The organism is Mesorhizobium sp. KR2-14 (assembly GCF_040049255.1).
Taxonomy (GTDB): Bacteria; Pseudomonadota; Alphaproteobacteria; order Rhizobiales; family Rhizobiaceae; genus Pseudaminobacter.
Map to the genome: position 1 here is coordinate 45921 of NZ_JBDZDR010000005.1, position 19203 is coordinate 65123.

The following is a 19203-nucleotide window of genomic DNA, read 5'->3' on the forward strand; positions in this document are numbered from 1 at the left end:
GTAGGAGAACTGCGAAGAAAAAGAGATTACGCCGGTTTTACCAAGTCCGCAAAATGGATGTGTCTGGGAATTTCTGCCCCGGCTTGCAAGGTGCGGCGGAGGGCTCGCGCGGCCTTATGGGGACGGTTGCGACGAGCCTGCCCCGGTCGGAGCCGCCAGTATTCTTATCACCTCGTCGTCGCTCACCTGCCTGAAGTCGGCGTAATAGAAGCCGATGGCCTCGAAGAACCTGGGCTGCTCCAGGCAGATCACCTCGTCAGCCTCCTGCTGCAGGGCAACCACCGTTTCGGGCGGGGCAACCGGCACGGCCACGACGATCCTGCTGGGGTTGCGCCGCCGCAGGCCGCCGATCGCCGCCCGTACAGTCGCCCCGGTCGCGACCCCATCGTCAATGATGATCGCCACGCGTCCGGCGACCTCTATCGTCGCCCGTTTGCCGACATAGCGCGCGCGCCGGCGTTCGATCTCGGCAAGCTCCTTCTGGCAGGCCTGTTCGAACTCGTCGGCCGAGATCCAGGCAAGCCGTATGACATGGTCGTTGCGGACCACGACAGGGTCGTCGCCGTCGATGACCGCACCCATGGCAAGTTCGGGCTGCATCGGAACCCCGATCTTTCGCACCAGAAGCAGGTCGATGGGCGCCTTGAGGTGCAATGCAACCTCCCGGGCCACGGGAACGCCACCCCTCGGCAGGGCCAGCACCACAACGTCCTTTCCACGATAGCGGTCTAGTGCCCTGGCCAATTGCCTGCCGGCCTGAATGCGATCTGAAAACAGCATGGCATCACCTCCGCTCGGTAGCTCTGGCCTCGTCGAGATAGCGTTCGAACCAGCCGCCCGCCGCATCGACCACCATGTCCAGCGCGCCGGGCTCGGAAAAGAGGTGGGTGGCGCCGGGCACGATCGTCAGTTCCTTCGGGCCAGCCAGCAGGGCATAAGCCGCACGGTTCAGCCGCAGCACCTCGACATCGGCGCCGCCGACGATGAGCAGGGTCGGCGCGGTCACCCGCGCCAGCGCGGTTCCGGCCAGGTCGGGCCGCCCTCCGCGCGAGACCACTGCCGCCACCTGCTCGGCCAGTTCGGCCGCCGCGACAAGCGCTGCGGCAGCGCCGGTGCTCGCGCCAAACAGGCCGATGGGCAGGCCCTGCGTTCGTTCGAACCCGGCCGTCCAGTCCACCGCGGCGGCCAGTCGCGTCGAGAGCAGCGGGATATCGAACACGTTGGCGCGGTCCATCTCCTCGTCGGTCGTCAGCAGGTCGAAGAGCAGGGTGGCAAAGCCGGCCCTTCCCAGTGCCTCGGCCACGTAGACATTGCGGGGGCTGTGCCGGCTGGAGCCGCTGCCATGCGCGAACACGACGATGCCGCGCGGATTGGACGGCTCGCGCAACGTGCCGGGCAGGCCAAGCGGAGGGATCTTCACCTCGGCGACCTGCAGCGGGCTATGGGATGGCTTGTCTTCGGCGCGCATCACGACGTTCCTCCGTTGCCAGCTAGAAGGATTCGTTCGCGGCTGTCGTTGATCGCGATCAAGCGCTGCGGCTTGGCGCTATTCTAGCCCGACTGGCGGGGAATATCGATTGTTCATGGAGCGCAGGATTTCCCTGATCCATGCGCAAATGCGATCGGCGGTTGACATCCGTCAATGCCGCGCCGCCGCCCCACGCCCAGAATGCGCGCTTTCGGATCTGATGGGAGAGCCCAATGGCAACCTTCGTCATGCTGACCCGACTGAACCACCAGGCGCTGCAGTCGCCGCGCTCGCTGGAGGAACTGAGCCACCACGTGATGACGCGTATTCGCAGCGAATGCCCGCAGGCGCAGTGGCAGGCGAGCTACGTCGTCCTCGGACCGACCGACTATCTGGACATATTCACCGCACCCGACATCGAGGCTGCCACCAAGGTCGCCACGATCATCCGCACCTTCGGCCATGCAACCACCGAAATCTGGGCCGCCACTGAATGGGACCAGTTCATCGCCATGGTGCGCGACATCAAGCCGGCCGGCAGCAGCAGCGGCTGATTGCGAAGGCGGCATCGCCAGCAGCGGAACGGCAGTTCGCCGGGCGGGAACGGCGGTTGCCGTTCGCAACTCTGACGGGACAGAACTGGACCAGGCGAGCGCGCGGAGAAACGGCCGCGCGCGCAGGGGCTGGCTGCAAAGGGCCGCCCACCATCTCCACAAGCATTCATGAGACCGGCGCAACCGCGGAAGCGTAGGGGCCCTTTTCGCCCTCATGCTCGGTGAAGTGGACGTCCGTGCCGGTCTCCAGCTTCTCCCACAGGGTGGGCGACACCATGCTTTCGCGCCGAAAGAAGAATTCGCGGCCGTCGGGCACGGCGATGAAGCCGAAGCCTTCCTCCGGCACCATCCGCACCACCGTGCCCTGCATCTTCTCCGGATGCGGCTTCACCCGGTGGCCGCTCATCTCGCGCACCGCGTCCTCCAGCTGGCGCTGGGCGGCATTGAAGCTGTCGCGTATGGCGACATAGACATCCTCGTGGGCGTGGTTCTCCTCGGGCTCCCTGCCAACGAAGATCTGGCGGCCGGGCACGGTGAGCTCGACGCTGACATGGTAGATCTTGCCCTTGCGCCCGTGCCGGTGCGGGGCCTCGACCACGACGTTGCAGGAAGTGATGCGCTCGTGGAAGCGCTCCAGCCGGTCGATCCGTTCGCGCAAGGCGGCTTCCACGGCAGGCGAGGGGTCCATTCCCCGGAACCGGATCTGAGGGGTTATCTCCATGGTGGTGCTCTCTCGTTTTACCCGGCTGGCCGACTGGCAGAGAATTCACATGCGGCCGCCATCGCGCTCATCGTCTTCTTCGCCGGCCATGAGGACGTCGTAGACCCTGGCGGCGGCGCTGCCCGGGGGGATGTGCCGCATCGGGGTGGTCTCGTCGTCGCCGGCGCACCAGGCGAGCGCCTGCTTCAGATCGTCCAGATCGGCGCCGCTCGCCTGAATTTCGTTGAGCTTCCAATCGGGCAGGTCGCCGCAGGTGCGGCGAATGTCTTCGGCTGACAGTTTCATGGCCAAGCTCTGACGTGTCGTTGCGACATTCCAGCTTTCACGAACTGGCCTATTCTGGAGGGGGCACGAGGGCGCGCATTGACGGAAATCAAGCCGGCAGCACCGGGCCGCGAAGCCCGGCAAATTTCGTCGATGCGGGGAGGTGTTCCCCGGGCGGCTCTATCCCAGCCGCGCCGGTATCCTCGCTTCCAGGCGGCGGAAGGCGAACACGATGATGCCGGTGACGCACAGATAGACCAGCGCCAGCAACAGCAGCGGCTCGTAGACGATAAACGTGTCCTGCCGCACCCGCGAGGCGACGGCATAGATGTCGACCACGGTGATGGTGGCCACCAGCGGCGTCGCCTTCAGCTGCAGCACGGTTTCGCCGGCCAGCGTCGGCAAAGCGCGGCTCACCGCCTGCGGCAGCCAGATGCGGCGGAAGATCTTCCAGCGCCGCATGCCGAAGGCGCGGGCGGCCTCGAGCTGGCCGCGCGGCACGCCGGCAAAGGCGCCGCGCATCACCTCGCCCTCGTAAGCCGCAAAGGAGAGCGTCAGCGCCAGCACGCCATAGGGCCACGCCTGGCGCAGATAAGGCCACAGCTCGGACTGCCTGATCCATGGGAATTGCGGAAACAGCGAGCCGAGGCCGAAATAGAGCAGCCAGAGCTGCAAGAGCAGCGGCGTGCCGCGAATGGCCGTGCAGAAGGCCTTGGCCGGCCAGGCCAGCCAGCGCGGGCCGGCGGCCTGCGCAAGCCCCAGCGGCAGCGCGATCATGAAACCGACCGCGCAGGTGACGACCAGCATCCAGATGGTGCGCCAGATGCCGGCCAGCGCCAGGCCGTAATAGTTCGGCAGCCAGTCCCAGCGCATGAACACGGCCGCTGCGGCTACCAGCGCCGCTGCCACCGCGATCAGGCCGATGCGGTGCGGCTGCAGCCAGCCCTGCGGTCGCTGCCGGGGCTTGGTGTCGTCGGCGAGGCTGATGGTCATGTTCCGCCCTCCGCGACCGATGGCATCCCGCGCCGCGCCCAACGCTCTACGCGCCCAATTATTGCGGAGGAAAACAGCGTCAGCAGAAGGTAGAGCACGCCGGCGGCCAGGAAGAAGGTGAAATAGGCCTTGGTGGAGCCGGCGGCCTGCCGCGTCTCCAGCGTCAGCTCGTTGAACCCCACTACCGCCAGAAGCGCCGTATCCTTGGTGGCGATCAGCCACAGATTGGCCAGGCCCGGTATGGCATAGGGCAGCATGGCCGGAAGTGTGATGCGACGCAGCATCTTGCCGGGCGACATGCCATAGGCGCGCGCTGCCTCGATCTGGCCCTGCGGCACGGCAAGGATGGCGCCGCGCAACACCTCGGTCGAATAGGCGCCCTGCACCACGCCGAGCACGACGATGCCCGCCATCAGTCCGCTGATGTCGATGCGGGCATAGCCGGCGGCCTCCAGTGCGCGATTGATGAGGTCGGTGCCGGCATAATAGAGCAGCAGGATCAGCACCAGCTCGGGCACGGCGCGCACCACCGTCGTGTATATTTCCAGCAGGTCGCGCACGATCGGCCCGCCATAGAGCTTGCCGTAGGCGCCGGCGGTGCCAATCGCGAGGCCGAGGCCGAAGGCGCCGATCGCGATCTGCACCGAATTGGCCAGCCCGCGCAGCAGGTTGCCGCCCCAGCCCGGCGGGGCGGGGGAGAGGAGCTCGATCACTCCGCTCTGAAGAAGGGGCGAGAGAAAGGTCTCGATGGGTCTGGCCCTTATCCTGACACCGGCTGCCGTTCCCCGCGGGCGGGGAAGGACAGCGCCGGCGTATTCGCAATTCCCGTAGGTGCGGCCTTGTCGCGTCCGCAGCATGCGCGCCCGGGTCTCAGGCGATCCGAGGCAGGCACGCAGCAACCCAGCTCAGCCCCGTACCCCCAACCAGAGGCACGGGAACGAAGCGCGCGGGCGGCCGCCGGCGACACTGGCGCCGCGGCTCAGCCGCCGTAGATGTCGAAGTCGAAATACTTCTTGGCGATCTCGTCGTATTTGCCGTTGGCGCGGATGCCTGCAATGGCGGCGTTCATCTTGTCGCGGAGGTCGGTGTCTTCCTTGCGCAGGCCCACGCCCACGCCCTTGCCCAGCACTTCCGGATCGTCCACGACATTGCCCTTCATGTCGCAGCATTCCTTGCCCTGGTCGGTATCCAGGAAGTCCTTGAGTGCGATGGCGTCGGCCTGCACGGCGTCGACGCGGCCGGCGGCCAGGTCGGCATTGGCCTCGTCCTGGGTCTGGTAGATCTTGATCTCAGCCGCCGTCGGACCAAAGTGCTTCTTGGCGTAGGCCTCGTGGATGGTCGAAACCTGCACGCCGATGATCTTGCCCTTCAGCCCCTCGGGCGTGGCGTCGAAGGTCTCGCCCTTCGGGCCGATGATGCCGGTGGGCGTGTTGTAGTACTTGTCGGAGAAGGCGATGGTCTTCTCGCGCTCGGCCGTGATCGACATCGAGGCCGTGATCATGTCGATTTTCTTGGTGGTCAGCGCGGGGATGATCCCGTCCCAGGAAATGGGCGTGATTTCGCATTCGAGCTTGGCTTCCGCGCACAGCGCATTGGCGATCTCGACTTCCCAGCCGCCCCACGTGCCCGAGGCATCCGGCGCAGCAAAGGGCGGATAGGGCTCCGCGGCGATGCCCACCTTCAACGAATCGGCCTGCGCGACGCCCATGCCCGCCACGGCCAGCACCAACGCGGCCGTTGCCGCCTTGAGACCTTTGATCATTTGCAAGACTCCCTTGTAATTGTTGAGTGTTCCCGTTGTTTCTTCCGCTTGCATCAGCCGATGTTGCGGATGAATTGTTTGAGTCGTTCCGATTTGGGCGCGCCGAAGATCTGCTCCGGCGGCCCTTCCTCCTCCACCTGCCCGTTGTGAAGGTAGATCACGTGGCTCGCGACCTCGCGGGCGAATTTCATTTCGTGGGTCACGAGGATCATGGTGCGCCCCTCGCGCGCAAGGTCGCCGATCACCCGCAGCACCTCGCCGACCAGCTCGGGGTCGAGTGCGGAGGTCGGCTCGTCGAACAGCATGACGCGGGGCTGGATGGCCAGCGCCCGCGCGATCGCGCCGCGCTGCTGCTGGCCGCCCGAGAGGAAGGCCGGATAGACGTCGCTCTTGTCGGAGAGCCCCACGCGAGCCAGCAACTTTTCGGCGGTGACGATCGCGTCCTCGCGCCTGACGCCCAGCACATGCACAGGAACCTCGATGACGTTTTCCAGAAGCGTCATGTGGCTCCAAAGGTTGAAGCTCTGGAACACCATGCCAAGCCGCGAGCGGATGCGCTCGATCTGGCGGCGGTCGGCGGGCGTGCCGTTGCCGTGGCTGTCGCGCTTCAGGCGGATCTCCTCGCCATTGACGCGGATGAGGCCGCTGGTGGGGTTCTCCAGGCAGTTGATGCAGCGCAGCAGCGTCGACTTGCCCGACCCGCTGCCGCCGATGATCGCCACAACGTCGCCGTCGCGCGCCGTCAGCGACACGCCCTTCAGCACGTGCAGTTCGCCGAATTTCTTGTGCAGGTTCTCGATGCGGATGGCTTCGGCGGCGCCGGTCGACGCCTGGTCCGGTGCAGTTTCAGCAGCCCCCTCGGCGTTCATTCCCGGCGCTCCCCGCAATGCCAGGTAATTCGTCGACAACTTCTCCGGCTGCTCATCATGCCCAGCGCGATCCTCCCCAAGATCAGCATGGACCCGTCTGCGCGGGCCCGTCAATCCCGATCATTACGGCACTTGCGGGGTTGTTATGCAAGTGTATAAATAGCTCCGGCATGAAAATTTATTGATTTTTTTCACCTTGGAGAGGTGCTCGTGAACGCTTTCGGGTCTCAGTCCATGGCCGCGCCTTTGAGGCGTGTTCTGATGCGCTCTGCCGCCAATTCGATGCGCGGCGCCGACCACGCGGCATGGCACTATGGGCCCGGTTTCGACCCGGCCAGGGCGGCGATCCAGCACGCCGCGCTGGCCGAGATGGTGGCTGCTTCCGGAGCGAAGATCGAATGGATCGACCTCGAGGACGGGCTTTCGGATTCCGTCTTCACGCATGACCCCTCGCTGATGACCAATCATGGCGCGGTAATCCTGTCGATGGGCAAGGGCCTGCGCAAGGCCGAGCCGGCGCTGCATGAGCAGACCTATGCGCGCCTCGGCATTCCCATTCTCGGCCGCATCGAGGCGCCGGGCCAGGTCGAGGGCGGCGACTGCGTCTGGGTCGACGCGCACACGCTCGCCGTCGGCCGCGGCGTGCGCACCAACCAGGAAGGCATAAGGCAGCTCGCTGGCATTCTGGGTCCGCTCGGCGTGGACGTTCTGGGCTTCGACCTGCCGCTCTGGCAGGGCGAGGAAGCGTGCCTGCATCTGATGTCCGTCATCAGCCCGCTTGCCGACGACCTCGCACTGGTCCATGCGCCGCTTCTGCCGGCAGCATTCTACCAGATGCTGCGCGGGCGCGGCATCACGCTGGTCCACGGCGATGCCGACGAGTTCCATGCCTCGAACGGCCTCAGCCTCAATGTGCTGCCCACGGCGCCCCGCGAGGTCATCGCCGTGGCCGGCTTCCCCAAGACGCTGGCCGCCATGGAGGCCGCCGGCTGCGTGGTCAAGACCTTCGAGGCCGATGCGCTGTGCATCGCCTGCGAGGGCGGCCCAACCTGCCTGACCCGGCCGATCCTGCGCCAATGACCGACGGCCCCTCCCGCCGCAAATTCCGCCGCGAGGGCGAGGAGCGGCGGCGACAGGACCTGATCGAGGCGACGCTGGATTGCGTCGCCGAACGCGGCCTGCAAGGCGCCACGGTGCGCGCCATCGCGCTGCGCGCCGGCGTGACCGCGGGACTCATCCGGCACTATTTTCCCGGCAAGGAAGAACTGTTGCAGGCCGCCTATGCGGCGATCGTCGGCCGCATGACCGAGCAGGCCAAGGCGGCGCTGGCCATGGAAGGTGCCGGCCCGCGCCGCCGCCTCGCTGCCTTCGTCGCGGCCAATCTCGGGCCGCCGGTGGTGGATGCGCGGGTATTTTCGCTTTGGGCCGGCTTCATCGGCCGGGCGAGTTCCGACCCGGCGCTAGCGACCGCTCACCGCGAGGGCTATCTCGGCTTCCGCGACGAGGTCGAGGCGCTGGTGGGGGAGGTGCTGAGGGCGGAGGGCCGCGCCGCCGGCAAGGCCGAACTGCGTCGCCACGCCATTGCCATCAACGCCATCATCGACGGCCTGTGGATCGAAGGCTGCCTTGCCGGCGACATTTTCGAGCCGGGCGAACTGGTCGAGATCGCCATCGCCACAGTCGAGGCGCTGCTCGGATTGAATTTACGTGAGGAGGAAAAGACATGACCACCGTCGGGGAGGCGCTGATCTCATTGCTGGAGGCGCATGGGGTCGACACCGTGTTCGGCATTCCGGGCGTGCATACGGTCGAGCTCTATCGCGGGCTTGCCCGCTCCAGGATACGCCACGTCACGCCGCGCCATGAGCAGGGCGCCGGCTTCATGGCCGACGGCTATGCGCGCGTCACCGGCAAGCCTGGCGTGGCCTTCGTGATTACGGGGCCAGGGCTCACCAACACCATTACAGCGATGGGCCAGGCGCGGGCGGATTCGATTCCGATGCTGGTGATCTCAGGCGTGAACGCTTCGCTCACGCTCGGCAAAGGGCTGGGCTTCCTGCACGAGCTGCCCGACCAGCGCGGCATGATGGAAAAGGTGGCGCTGTTTTCACACCGAGTCGAAAATGCCAGCGAGCTCCCGGAAGTGCTTTCGCGCGCCTTCGCGCTGTTTGTATCCGGTCGCCCCGGTCCGGTGCACATCGAAATCCCCACCGACATCATGGCAAAGCCAGCCGACGGGCTCTTCCCGCATCCGGTCGAGGCAAGTACGCCGCAACCCGATGCCGCCACGCTGGCCGAGGCCGCCCGGCTGGCGGGCGCGGCCAGCCGCCCGCTTATCCTCGCCGGCGGCGGCGCCAAGATGGCCGAAGCGCCCTTGCGCAAGCTGGCAGAGCTTCTCGACGCGCCGGTGGTGGAAACCGCCAATGCGCGCGGACTTTTGCACAAGCACCCGCTCGGCGTGCCGGCCAGCCCCAGCCTGAAGGCGGTGCGGGTGCTGATGGCCGAGGCCGATCTGGTGATCGCCGCCGGCACCGAATTCGGCCCGACCGACTACGACATGTATGGCGACGGCGGCTTCGTGAAACCGCAAAACCTCATCCGCATCGACATCGACGGCAAGCAGATCGGCCGCCATCCGGCCACGCTCGGCATCCGTGCCGATTGTGCGGCGACACTGGAAGCCATGGGCGAATTGCTGGCCTCGTCGCGCCGCAACGCTTCGGATGAAGGCTGGGGTGCGGCCCGTGCCGAGCAGGCGCGCTCGGCTTCGCTGGAGGAAATCGGACCGGCCATGCGCGGCCAGGTCGAGGTGGTGGAGATGATCCGCGACGCGCTGCCGGGCTCGATCATCGTCGGCGATTCCACCCAGCCCATCTATGCCGCCAACCTCTACTATGACCACGACCGTCCGTCCGGCTGGTTCAACGCCGCCACCGGCTTTGGCGCGCTGGGTTTTGGTCCGCCGGCAGCCATCGGTGCTGCCCTTGCCGTGCCGGATGCGCCGGTGGTCTGTCTCTCGGGTGATGGCGGTTTCCAGTTCACCCTGCCCGAGCTTGGTGCCGCGCTCGATGCCGAGGCGCCGGTCATCTTCGTGGTGTGGAACAATCGCGGCTACCGCGAGATCGAGACCTCCATGCGCGATGTCGGCGTCGAACCGGTCGGCGTCTCGCCCGCTCCGCCAGATTTTTGTCGACTGGCCGAGGCCTATGGCATGGGAGCGGAGAGGCTGGAGGCGATTGCCGATCTCCCCGCCGCGCTGAAACGGGCGCGTGCGGCCGGCAAGGCCTGCCTCATCGAGATCGGGGTGGAGTAGGGGCTCGGGCGAAGTCCCGGCCATTTGAAATAACCCCCACCCCCTAACCCCTCCCCACAAGGGGGAGGGGGACCCTGCTGCAATGACTGTCCGGCGCAACCTTCACAGTTTTGAGTGCTGTGGCGACGATATCGTCCCCCCTCCCCCTTGTGGGGAGGGGACAGGGGTGGGGGTATAGGCCCGCCAAAATGATCTGAGCATGTGACGGCCTTGTCCTCAAAGCGAGGCTCAGCCCCTCAATGGTGGATATCGATCACCGGCTTCGGCTGGCTGAGCTCGACCGACCAGTCCGTCGGGCGCTCGATCATGCGCTTCACGCGCGGCGGCTCGGTGCCGCTGTGCAGCTTGCGAATGCGTTCGCTGACCACCGCGTCGGCATGGGTCATGCGCTGGTTGTGGCGCACATATTCCACCCAGGTCGGCGTGTGGTAGGTCTCCATCCACAGATCGGGGTTTTCCAGGTCGCGCGACAGCGTCCATTGCCGCGCGCCGTCGCGGCGGCGGATGCGCCGGCGCTCGGCCATAACTTGCAGGAACTCGGCGATATCCCTTTCCCTGATGACATACTCGATCATGATGGTGATCGGGCCGCTGCGCGGCTTCACGTCGAGCGCCAGATGCGGTTCCTTCCAGCGGTTGAGCGGGTCGAGGTTGAGCGCGGTCTGCTCGGGCAGGGTGAACCGTTTCAGGCCGAGCGCAGCACCCGCGATCATCAGCACGGCCGAATAGAGCAGGGCCTCGCCCGGGCCGTATTGATCAGCCACCAGGCCCCAGATCCAGCTTCCCAGCGCCATGCCGCCGAAGGTCGCCGTCTGATAGAGCGACAGCGCGCGGCCAACCACCCAGCGCGGGGTCGACATCTGCACCGTGACGTTGAACAGCGACAGCGAGACCACCCAGCTTGCCCCGCCCACCAGCAGCGCCGCGCAGGTCAGCCAGGCCAAGGTGCTGGTGCCGGCAATCGCGGCGCAGACGGCAAAGCCGACGAAGCCCAGCCGCACGATCCATTCGTTGGTCAGCACCTGCCGCAGCCTTGCGCTGATCAGCGCGCCACCCACAGCGCCGATGCCGAAGGCCCCGAACAGCACGCCGTAGAGCAGCGGCCCGCCCTGCACGATGTCGCGTGCCACCAGCGGCAGCAGCGCCATCACCGAGATCGCCGTGAAGCCGAAGACAAAGCTGCGCACCAGCACCTTCTCGATGTTGGGCGACATGGCCACGTATCGAAGCCCCGCGGTCATCGCGCCGCCGAACGTTTCGCGCGGCAGGGTGCTTGGCGTCACCTTCGGTTTCCAGCGCAACAGCACGAAGATCAGCGCGAAATAGCTGACGGTATTGACCGCGAAGGCCACGGCCGCGCCCGCCGCGGCCACGATCACGCCGCCGATGGCCGGGCCGACCGAGCGGGTCAGGTTGAAGCCCATGCTGTTGAGCGCCACCGCAGCCGGCAGGTCGCTGCGCGGCACCATGTCTCCCACCGAAGCCTGCCAGGACGGGTTGTTGAGCGCCGTGCCGCAACCGATCAGGAAGGTGAAGGTCAGGAGCAGCCAGGGCGTCATCACCCCCAGCCAGGCGGTCAGCGTCAGCACCATCGAAACCAGCAGCATGAAGCACTGGGCCGTCAGCATCACCTTGCGGCGGTTGAAGCTGTCGGCGATGGCGCCCGAGGCAAGCGAAAACAGCATGATCGGCAGCGTGGTGGAAGCCTGCACCAGCGCCACCATGTCGACCGAGTTGGAAATCGCGGTCATCATCCAGGCCGCCGCCACGCTCTGGATCAGGCCGCCGAAGTTGGAGGCGAGGCTCGCCGTCCAGACCGAGCGGAAGATGCCGTGCCTGAAGGGCGCCAGAGGCGAGGCCCGTTCGATCGCGGAATTTTCTTTCATTTCGTCAGGCTGGCCAGTTTGCGGATTTCGGCGAGGACTTGGAGGTTTCGTGAATCGTCTGTCTGCGCATCAGCCTAGAGCAATGCGCCGAAAGAGTGAATTCGTCTCGCGGCGTGGCCATTGGTCCAAACAAAAACCCCGCCGGATCGCTCCGGCGGGGCTTTTCATCTGCATGCAAGGGGCGACTATCAGTCGTCCTTGCTGCCGCGGTTCTTCAGGGCAGCGCCCAGGATGTCGCCAAGCGAAGCGCCGGAGTCGGTCGAGCCGTACTGGGCAACCGCTTCCTTCTCTTCGGCGATTTCCAGCGCCTTGATCGAGACCTGCAGCTTGCGGGTCTTCTTGTCGAAGGCGATGACGCGCGCATCGACCTTCTGGCCGACGGTGAAGCGCTCGGGGCGCTGCTCGTCGCGGTCGCGCGACAGGTCCGAACGCTTGATGAAGGTTTCGATGTCGTGGTCGACGAGACGCACTTCGAGACCGCCATCCTTGATACCGGTCACTTCGGCGGTGACGACGGCGTTCTTGCGCAGTTCGCCCGACGAGGCGGCTTCGCCGACGGCATCACGCGACAGCTGCTTGATGCCGAGCGAGATGCGCTCCTTGTCGATGTCGACGTCCAGCACCTGAGCCTTGACCACGTCGCCGCGGTTGTACTCTTCGATGACCTGCTCGCCCGGACGGTTCCAGTCGAGGTCGGACAGGTGCACCATGCCATCCACATCGCCTTCCAGGCCGATGAACAGGCCGAACTCGGTCTTGTTCTTGACCTCGCCCTCGACCGGGCTGCCCACCGGGTGGTTGCGCGCGAAGGCTTCCCACGGGTTCTCCAGCGTCTGCTTGAGGCCCAGCGAGATACGGCGCTTGGCCGGATCGACCTCGAGCACGACCACGTCGACTTCCTGGGTCGTCGAGAGGATCTTGCCGGGGTGCACGTTCTTCTTCGTCCACGACATTTCCGAAACGTGGATCAGGCCCTCGATGCCCGGCTCCAGCTCCACGAAGGCGCCATAGTCGGTGATGTTGGTGACCGTGCCGCGGATCTTCTTGCCGAGCGGGAACTTGGTGCCGATGTCGGACCACGGATCGCTCTCGAGCTGCTTCATGCCGAGCGAGATGCGGTGGGTTTCCTGGTTGATGCGGATGATCTGCACCTTGACCGTCTGACCGATGTTGAGGATCTCGGTCGGATGGTTGACGCGGCGCCACGCCATGTCGGTGACGTGCAGCAGGCCGTCGATGCCGCCGAGGTCGACGAACGCACCGTAGTCGGTGATGTTCTTGACCACGCCCTCGACCACCTGGCCTTCTTCGAGGTTCTGCACGATTTCCGAACGCTGCTCGGCGCGCGACTCTTCCAGAACCGTGCGGCGCGAAACGACGATGTTGCCGCGACGGCGATCCATCTTGAGGATCTCGAAGGGCTGCGGGTTGTGCATGAGCGGGGTGACGTCGCGGATCGGACGGATGTCGACTTGGCTACGCGGCAGGAAGGCAACGGCGCCGTCCAGGTCGACGGTGAAGCCGCCCTTGACCTGGTTGAAGATGACGCCTTCGACGCGCTCACCCTTGTTGAACTTCTCTTCCAGCTTGACCCAGCTCTCTTCGCGGCGGGCCTTGTCGCGCGACAGCATGGCTTCGCCCAGCGCGTTCTCGATGCGCTCGACATAGACCTCGACGGTGTCGCCGACCTTCAGCGTGCCGTCCTTGGCCTTGGCGCCGAATTCCTTCATCGGGACGCGGCCTTCGACCTTCAGGCCGACGTCAATGATGGCCATGTCCTTCTCGATCGCGGTGATGATGCCGCGGACGACCTGGCCTTCGCCCGAATGACCGTCCGAGAACGATTCTTCGAGCATGCTCGCGAAATCGTCGCGAGTCGGGTTTGCTTGTGACATATGATCTCCTGGAGCGTCCCTCTGGTAGGGGACTGGCGCCGTGGGTTCGTGTTGCGTTGTCCTGCCGGCATTCCCGGGCTTTTCTAGCCCTGTACCGCTATTAAGCGGCTTTTCCGGCGCAAGTGAATGCTGGCAGGCGGGTTCGTGCCCGATATGGAGAGCTCCGCAGGTTCCGGCAAGGGAAGGAGCGGAAATTCCAGCTCAGGCGGTGCCTCTCTTGGCCATCGCGTCGTCGACGATCGACTTTGCCGCGAGAAACGCGGTTTCTATATCCATTTCCGAGGTGTCGAGCAAGTGCGCGTTCTCGGCCGGTCGCAGCGGGGAATCGGCGCGTCCCATGTCGCGCTCGTCGCGGCGCACGATGTCGGAAAGGATCTCCGCAAACTCGGCGTGGCCGCCCTTTTCCTCGATCTCGTCCAGCCGCCGCTGCGCGCGCACTTCCGCGCTTGCCGTCACATAGAGCTTCACGTCTGCATCGGGGCAGACGACGGTGCCGATATCGCGCCCGTCCAGCACCGCGCCCTCGGGCTTTCCGGCGAATTCCCGCTGCTTTTCAACCAGTATGCGCCGCACCTCGGGAATGACGGCCACCTTAGAGGCCGCTTCGCCCACCGCATGCGCCGAAAGCACCGCGCGGTCGAGATGGCCGAGGTCGACGATGCGCGCGGCCTCTATGGCGTGCGCGGCGTCGTCCAGCGGCCAGCCCTTTTCGATCAGCGTGTGCGCCACCGCGCGGTAGCTCAGCCCGGTATCGAGCTGGGCAAGGTGGTAATAGTCGGCAAGCCGGCGCGCCAGGGTGCCCTTGCCGGCGCCCGCTGGTCCGTCGATGGCTATGACGAAGCCCGTCACGCGGCGGGCTCCAGAATGTCGATCTTGGCGCCCATGCCGGTCATCAGCCCCATGAACTCGGGGAAGCTGGTGGCGATCATGTTGGCGTCGTCGACTGTGACTGGCTTTTCGGCTGCCAGTCCCAGCACCAGGAAACTCATGGCGATGCGGTGGTCGAGATGGGTCTTGACCGTGCCGCCGCCCAGGCCCTTGCCGCCCGGCTTGCCGCGCACCACGAGCGTGGCTTCGCCTTCGGTGCAGTCGACGCCGTTGGCTTCCAGGCCGCGCGCGACGGCAGCGAGACGGTCGCTTTCCTTCACGCGCAGTTCCTCCAGGCCCGGCATCACCGTCTCGCCCTCGGCAAAGGCGGCGGCCACTGCCAGCACCGGATATTCGTCGATCATCGACGGCGCGCGGTCGGCCGGCACGGTGACGCCCTTCAGTTCGGACGAACGCACGCGCAGGTCGGCGACATCCTCGCCGCCGGCGTTGCGCTGGTTGAATAGCTCTATCTCAGCGCCCATTTCCAGCAGCGTGGTAATAAGGCCGGTGCGAGTCGGGTTCATCAGCACGTTTTCGATGACGATGTCGGAACCCGGCACGGTGAGGGCGGCCACCAGCGGGAAGGCGGCGGAGGAGGGGTCGCCCGGCACCGCAATCGTCTGGCCGGAAAGCTTGCCCTGGCCCTCGATGCGGATGTGGCGCACGCCGTCCTTGTCGGTTTCGACCTCGAGATTGGCGCCAAAACCCTGCAGCATCTTTTCGGTGTGGTCGCGCGTCATCACCGGCTCGATCACGGTGGTGATGCCCGGCGTGTTGAGGCCGGCCAACAGCACGGCCGACTTCACCTGCGCGGAGGCCATCGGCACGCGGTAGCTGATGGGGGCGGCCACCTTCGGCCCGCGCAGCGTCAGCGGCATGCGGTCGCCGGGGGCGGCGTTCAGCACCTGCACGCCCATTTCGCGCAACGGGTCGAGCACGCGGGCCATGGGCCGGCTCGACAGCGAGGCGTCGCCGATGAAGGTTGTCTCCATGTCATAGGTGCCAACCAGGCCCATGGTCAGGCGCGAGCCGGTGCCGGCGTTGCCGAAATCGAGTGGCGCGGTGGGCTCCAGCAGGCAGCCATTGCCGGTGCCCTGGATGATCCACTCGTCGCCACGCTTCTCGATCCTGGCGCCCATCGCCTTCATTGCATCGCCGGTGCGCAGCACGTCCTCGCCTTCCAGAAGGCCGGTGATGCGCGTCTCGCCCGAGGCCAAGCCGCCGAACATGAAGGAACGGTGCGAGATCGACTTGTCGCCCGGCATGCGGACCGTGCCGGAAAGCGCAGGCGACTTTGCTGCCGTGGCGGGTTGCGGGAGGGCGTTGTGCGACATGAATATAACCTCTTGGCGAACACGAAAAACCGGGGCTTTCCGTTTGTTGCGCGGGTCTCCTATCATGGCCCGCCGCGCGGGTCATCCCCTTGCGCGCGCAGCGCCGGAACGGGGCCTTTACGGCCGCGGAGAATCATATTGTTTTAGCTTTGACAGCGCCTAAAACTGTGGTTATGGGGACCAAACTTTTCAGACGAGGATCTACGGTGGCTAAACCAGAACTTGGCACAAAGCGCATCGATCCGGAAACCGGGCGTAAGTTCTACGACCTGAACAAGGATCCGATCGTTTCTCCCTACACGGGAAAGACCTATCCGCGCTCCTTCTTCGAGACGACCAGCAGCAAGCCGATCGACGACGAGGAAGAAGAGGTCGAGGAACGCGAAATCGATACCGAAGAAGAAGGTGCGGAGATCGTCTCGCTCGAGGACGCCGATGAGGAGACCAAGGGCGACGAGGACATCATCTCGATCGATGACGAGGAAGACGTCGACCTGGGCGACGACGACGACACCTTCCTCGAGGACGAGGAAGACGGTGACGAAGACGTTTCCGGCATCATCGGCGTTGGCGACGACGACGAAAACTGATGTTTCCACAGGTGCGCCGCAGGGGCGGCGCACCTGTTGAAGAAAAAGCTCGAAAGAGGCTTGATCTTCTCGAAAGGCGGCGCTAGAAGCCGCCTCACGGTCGGTTCGGGGGCAACGCTGAATCAACTATCCCGCCGGAAACGGCGCCGGTAATTACCGGATTGTGGGGCCATAGCTCAGCTGGGAGAGCGCCTGCATGGCATGCAGGAGGTCAGCGGTTCGATCCCGCTTGGCTCCACCAAACCGGGGTTTGTTTGTGAAATTGCCTCTAAGACCTTGAAAGGCAAACTCTTTTCGGCAGTTCGAAACCCCTCATTTCTGGCGTATGATAATTTGCCGGAAAACACCAGGCGAAGCACTGACCTCTTGCCCGACAAGTTGTGGAATCCCAGAGTTCCCAAGGCTGGGCTAAGAAAGACATCGCAGTTCGAAATGTCTCCGCAAAGGTGGCGGGGGGGCTGGGATGCAGCTGCGCGACTGCGAAGAAGTGCCTTCTCTTGCCCCAGCTTCTCGATTTCAGTTTCATAGGCCATGATCACGTCATTGCTGTCGGATGCGACGATCCGTTTCGCCAGCTGACCGATCTTGTGCTCGATGAGATGAACTCGAGCTTCGTCTTTGGCTGCCGCCTCGCAAGACGACCTACTCCTGCCGTCCCAGAGGTCCTTTAACATCTCGAAAGCCATCGCGCGACCATGCCTGGCCGCTTCATGAGGTCGCCGCCACCTGTAATGTCATCCCAGAATCCGGCCTCAACATAGCCGCCAATAGTGCGAACATGGTCTAGGGTGCGGGCTTCCTGTGCATCGAGGCCGTGGCCTTCGCGTGCCTGCTTAGTGGTCGAGACGCGGCGGTAACTAAGGCAGGGCATGAGGCTCATCTGGCTATCGCCCCCTTGAGCGATTCGATCGAGGTGTTTCCTGCGCGGGCCGCATTCTGGGCGTAACAAGCTGCTGCGGTTCGAGTGCGAAGGCGCGGTCGGCAAACACCTGGACGATTTCCCACATTAGTATGATCGGTTCGGCCTTCTGCTTCAGACAGATCGAAGCGATCTACGTAGCGACGAAATTTTTCGACATCGGCCGGCATGGCGCAGCAAAGCCGTTAATCGAACCTATGGTTTCGAAGGATAAGGAACGGCGAAGCGCATACGACACGGGTGCCTCTTCCATCTCATCCTGCACCTCACATCCATCTCCGCTGACTGGCCGTGTCTCGCGGACGAGGCGATTGCCCTTACTATCATATGGGCAGTGCGACGTTAAGTAACAATGAGTTTACGACGTGCAGCATTCCGCGATCATGTTGTATAAGCCAAAAAATGTCAACAATTGTGCGAATCCTATATTTTGAGTTGTCACTGTAATTTTTTCTTACATGGGGGGATTCATTGTTTGTTGAGGCTCCGCATTGCAGTATTCGTTCTATTTTATTAGCGTAGGGCGAAGCCGGCACCCCTGCTTCCTCAACAGTCGGATCAGCAGGTGTCTGGCAGCTTTGGTATCGCGGCGCGCCTGGACGATCTCGTCGAGCACGTAACCATCCTGGTCGACGGCGCGCCACAGCCAATGCTTCTTGCCGCCGATCGTCACGACCACTTCGTCCAGATGCCAGACATCGCTCGCGCTCGCCGGCTTTCGACGCAAACGGCGAGCATAGTCTGGGCCGAACTTCTTCCCCCAGCAGCGGATCGTCTCATAGGTAACGACGATGCCGCGCTCCAGTAGCATCTCTTCAACCAGACGCAGGCTCAGCGGGAACCGAAAATACAGCCAGACCGCATGGGCGATCACGGAAGGTGGGAAACGATGGCGCTTGTAACTGACGGTGGACTGAATCATGTCCGCCGACTACCAGCTAACAACCTCAACTCCGGTTAACCTGACATCACCCTCGGGGCTTATCCAGGAGTTCTGAGCCCTGCGCACATAGCTCCTCTCGTGACCACCAGCAGGATTTGCGACAGAACCGGTTGAAACGCTCCAGCGATAGCGGCGCACAACGAACGGTCCAACGGTGAATGGTCGTGTGGTCGACGGTAATGCCCCGCTCGGCCATCATCTCTTCCAGATCACGCAGCTCAGACTGTAGGCAAGGTACCAGCGCACACAAAGCAGGATAACTGACTGGTCGAACTGGCGGCCCTTGAACATTCAATCCTCCGAACATGTCAGAGGCTCTCCTTGCCACAGTGCCGGTATTCAAAACGCTGCAACACAACCCTCGCAGCTTGGCTGGCAGACGCCAGCTGAGTTCGCCTCCACCTTCAACCCGCGTCGGGCTCTGGCGCTGCGCAACTTGAGTAGCTCCGCGCCATCGCCCGCTGCTTCATCCGCCCTTCGGGGCAAAACCACCCCCGGAAACGAAGCTCCAACTGGACCCGGGATTAGCGGACATTTTCGGTGACCCATGTTTGAGCCTTGCCCGCGTGTTTTCAGCGGGGGGCTATGGAGTGATCCAAGCGTGTGGAACCGACTTGCGGTCAACATCCCGTAGGCCGCGATTCCTGCAAATGCCGCCCCTACCGCATGACCAATCTCCTTGCCGACCCGGGGATAATTACGCAGGGCAGCTATCTCTAACTTAACGCGACTTGCAGCCGCGCAGCCAAATGATCGATGAGAGCCCGAACACTGGGCAAGACTCCCCGATGTGAAGGGTGAAGGTATTACGCACACCGGCGA

At 64.5% G+C, this 19203-nt stretch carries 17 protein-coding genes, 1 tRNA gene and 3 pseudogenes; 7 read left to right on the forward strand and 14 right to left on the reverse strand.

Annotated elements, in window-relative coordinates; translation table 11 throughout:
• Positions 1-114 precede the first annotated feature (114 nt).
• Positions 115-780, reverse strand: coding sequence for a phosphoribosyltransferase (locus tag ABLE86_RS14500; RefSeq protein WP_348779680.1), 666 nt, complete (start codon positions 778-780; stop codon positions 115-117).
• Between the two features lie 4 nt (positions 781-784).
• Positions 785-1468, reverse strand: coding sequence for an alpha/beta fold hydrolase (locus ABLE86_RS14505; protein ID WP_348779681.1), 684 nt, complete (start codon positions 1466-1468; stop codon positions 785-787).
• Between the two features lie 233 nt (positions 1469-1701).
• On the opposite strand from ABLE86_RS14505, the gene ABLE86_RS14510 reads away from it, so the two are divergent.
• Positions 1702-2022, forward strand: a complete 321-nt coding sequence (locus tag ABLE86_RS14510; protein WP_348779682.1) for a GYD domain-containing protein — start codon at positions 1702-1704, stop codon at positions 2020-2022.
• A gap of 166 nt (positions 2023-2188) precedes the next feature.
• Here the strand turns inward: ABLE86_RS14510 and ABLE86_RS14515 are convergent, their stop codons facing one another.
• From ABLE86_RS14515 to ABLE86_RS14540, 6 genes are all read right to left on the reverse strand, one after another.
• Positions 2189-2743, reverse strand: coding sequence for an HPF/RaiA family ribosome-associated protein (locus ABLE86_RS14515; RefSeq protein WP_348779683.1), 555 nt, complete (start codon positions 2741-2743; stop codon positions 2189-2191).
• Positions 2744-2788: 45 nt separating this feature from the next.
• Positions 2789-3028 carry a hypothetical protein gene (locus ABLE86_RS14520; RefSeq protein WP_348779684.1) on the reverse strand — a complete coding sequence of 80 codons (240 nt, stop codon included), beginning with the start codon at positions 3026-3028 and terminating at the stop codon, positions 2789-2791.
• A gap of 159 nt (positions 3029-3187) precedes the next feature.
• A complete protein-coding gene (locus tag ABLE86_RS14525; RefSeq protein ID WP_348779685.1) occupies positions 3188-4000 on the reverse strand; it encodes an ABC transporter permease in 813 nt (270 codons plus the stop codon).
• Positions 3997-4713: an ABC transporter permease gene (locus ABLE86_RS14530; protein ID WP_348779686.1), complete on the reverse strand. Its 717-nt coding sequence runs from the start codon at positions 4711-4713 to the stop codon at positions 3997-3999. Before ABLE86_RS14530 ends, ABLE86_RS14525 begins: the two co-directional genes overlap by 4 nt.
• 266 nt (positions 4714-4979) lie before the next feature.
• Positions 4980-5708, reverse strand: a complete 729-nt coding sequence (locus ABLE86_RS14535) for a transporter substrate-binding domain-containing protein (protein ID WP_348779917.1) — start codon at positions 5706-5708, stop codon at positions 4980-4982.
• Positions 5709-5815: 107 nt separating this feature from the next.
• Complete coding sequence (locus ABLE86_RS14540) at positions 5816-6631, reverse strand: ABC transporter ATP-binding protein (RefSeq protein WP_348779687.1); 816 nt, start codon at positions 6629-6631, stop codon at positions 5816-5818.
• Positions 6632-6865: 234 nt separating this feature from the next.
• On the opposite strand from ABLE86_RS14540, the gene ABLE86_RS14545 reads away from it, so the two are divergent.
• Genes ABLE86_RS14545 through ABLE86_RS14555 form a run of 3 tightly spaced genes read left to right on the forward strand, consistent with a single transcriptional unit; the run spans position 6866 to position 9944 of the window.
• On the forward strand, positions 6866-7711 hold the full coding sequence (locus ABLE86_RS14545; protein ID WP_348779918.1) for an arginine deiminase family protein: 846 nt from the start codon (positions 6866-6868) through the stop codon (positions 7709-7711).
• A complete protein-coding gene (locus ABLE86_RS14550) occupies positions 7708-8358 on the forward strand; it encodes a TetR family transcriptional regulator C-terminal domain-containing protein (RefSeq protein ID WP_348779688.1) in 651 nt (216 codons plus the stop codon). Before ABLE86_RS14545 ends, ABLE86_RS14550 begins: the two co-directional genes overlap by 4 nt.
• Complete coding sequence (locus ABLE86_RS14555; RefSeq protein WP_348779689.1) at positions 8355-9944, forward strand: 5-guanidino-2-oxopentanoate decarboxylase; 1590 nt, start codon at positions 8355-8357, stop codon at positions 9942-9944. The genes ABLE86_RS14550 and ABLE86_RS14555 overlap by 4 nt, the downstream gene beginning before the upstream one ends.
• Positions 9945-10180: 236 nt before the next feature.
• On the opposite strand, the gene ABLE86_RS14560 is transcribed toward ABLE86_RS14555, so the two are convergent.
• The 4 genes from ABLE86_RS14560 to aroA all read right to left on the reverse strand — a co-directional run bounded on the left by ABLE86_RS14560 (position 10181) and on the right by aroA (position 15929).
• A complete protein-coding gene (locus ABLE86_RS14560) occupies positions 10181-11830 on the reverse strand; it encodes an MFS transporter (RefSeq protein WP_348779690.1) in 1650 nt (549 codons plus the stop codon).
• A 188-nt stretch (positions 11831-12018) separates the two neighbouring features.
• Complete coding sequence (rpsA, locus tag ABLE86_RS14565; RefSeq protein WP_348779691.1) at positions 12019-13725, reverse strand: 30S ribosomal protein S1; 1707 nt, start codon at positions 13723-13725, stop codon at positions 12019-12021.
• A 201-nt stretch (positions 13726-13926) separates the two neighbouring features.
• Positions 13927-14574: a (d)CMP kinase gene (cmk, locus tag ABLE86_RS14570; RefSeq protein WP_348779692.1), complete on the reverse strand. Its 648-nt coding sequence runs from the start codon at positions 14572-14574 to the stop codon at positions 13927-13929.
• A complete protein-coding gene (aroA, locus tag ABLE86_RS14575) occupies positions 14571-15929 on the reverse strand; it encodes a 3-phosphoshikimate 1-carboxyvinyltransferase (protein ID WP_348779693.1) in 1359 nt (452 codons plus the stop codon). Before aroA ends, cmk begins: the two co-directional genes overlap by 4 nt.
• A 206-nt stretch (positions 15930-16135) precedes the next feature.
• Between aroA and ABLE86_RS14580 the strand changes: the two genes are divergently transcribed.
• Together ABLE86_RS14580 and ABLE86_RS14585 are read left to right on the forward strand one after the other, a co-directional pair.
• A complete protein-coding gene (locus ABLE86_RS14580; RefSeq protein ID WP_348779694.1) occupies positions 16136-16519 on the forward strand; it encodes a TIGR02300 family protein in 384 nt (127 codons plus the stop codon).
• Positions 16520-16684: 165 nt separating this feature from the next.
• Positions 16685-16760: transfer RNA gene (locus ABLE86_RS14585), tRNA-Ala, on the forward strand.
• 1213 nt (positions 16761-17973) lie between these two features.
• On the opposite strand, the pseudogene ABLE86_RS14590 reads toward ABLE86_RS14585, so the two are convergent.
• Positions 17974-18360 (reverse strand): annotated as a pseudogene (locus ABLE86_RS14590) (IS6 family transposase); the annotation flags it as partial.
• 136 nt (positions 18361-18496) lie between these two features.
• Positions 18497-18672 (reverse strand): annotated as a pseudogene (locus tag ABLE86_RS14595) (IS6 family transposase); the annotation flags it as partial.
• A 70-nt stretch (positions 18673-18742) separates the two neighbouring features.
• Between ABLE86_RS14595 and ABLE86_RS14600 the strand changes: the two are divergent.
• Positions 18743-18925, forward strand: a pseudogene (locus ABLE86_RS14600) (hypothetical protein); the annotation flags it as partial.
• Positions 18926-19203 lie beyond the last annotated feature (278 nt).

Coding starts and splice junctions, on each gene's coding strand:
- ABLE86_RS14500 (WP_348779680.1), bottom strand. CDS start 780: ATGCTGTTTTCAGATCGCATTCAGGCCGGCAGGCAATTGGCCAGGGCA.
- ABLE86_RS14505 (WP_348779681.1), bottom strand. CDS start 1,468: ATGCGCGCCGAAGACAAGCCATCCCATAGCCCGCTGCAGGTCGCCGAG.
- ABLE86_RS14510 (WP_348779682.1), top strand. CDS start 1,702: ATGGCAACCTTCGTCATGCTGACCCGACTGAACCACCAGGCGCTGCAG.
- ABLE86_RS14515 (WP_348779683.1), bottom strand. CDS start 2,743: ATGGAGATAACCCCTCAGATCCGGTTCCGGGGAATGGACCCCTCGCCT.
- ABLE86_RS14520 (WP_348779684.1), bottom strand. CDS start 3,028: ATGAAACTGTCAGCCGAAGACATTCGCCGCACCTGCGGCGACCTGCCC.
- ABLE86_RS14525 (WP_348779685.1), bottom strand. CDS start 4,000: ATGACCATCAGCCTCGCCGACGACACCAAGCCCCGGCAGCGACCGCAG.
- ABLE86_RS14535 (WP_348779917.1), bottom strand. CDS start 5,708: ATGGGCGTCGCGCAGGCCGATTCGTTGAAGGTGGGCATCGCCGCGGAG.
- ABLE86_RS14540 (WP_348779687.1), bottom strand. CDS start 6,631: ATGAACGCCGAGGGGGCTGCTGAAACTGCACCGGACCAGGCGTCGACC.
- ABLE86_RS14545 (WP_348779918.1), top strand. CDS start 6,866: ATGGCCGCGCCTTTGAGGCGTGTTCTGATGCGCTCTGCCGCCAATTCG.
- ABLE86_RS14550 (WP_348779688.1), top strand. CDS start 7,708: ATGACCGACGGCCCCTCCCGCCGCAAATTCCGCCGCGAGGGCGAGGAG.
- ABLE86_RS14555 (WP_348779689.1), top strand. CDS start 8,355: ATGACCACCGTCGGGGAGGCGCTGATCTCATTGCTGGAGGCGCATGGG.
- ABLE86_RS14560 (WP_348779690.1), bottom strand. CDS start 11,830: ATGAAAGAAAATTCCGCGATCGAACGGGCCTCGCCTCTGGCGCCCTTC.
- rpsA (WP_348779691.1), bottom strand. CDS start 13,725: ATGTCACAAGCAAACCCGACTCGCGACGATTTCGCGAGCATGCTCGAA.
- aroA (WP_348779693.1), bottom strand. CDS start 15,929: ATGTCGCACAACGCCCTCCCGCAACCCGCCACGGCAGCAAAGTCGCCT.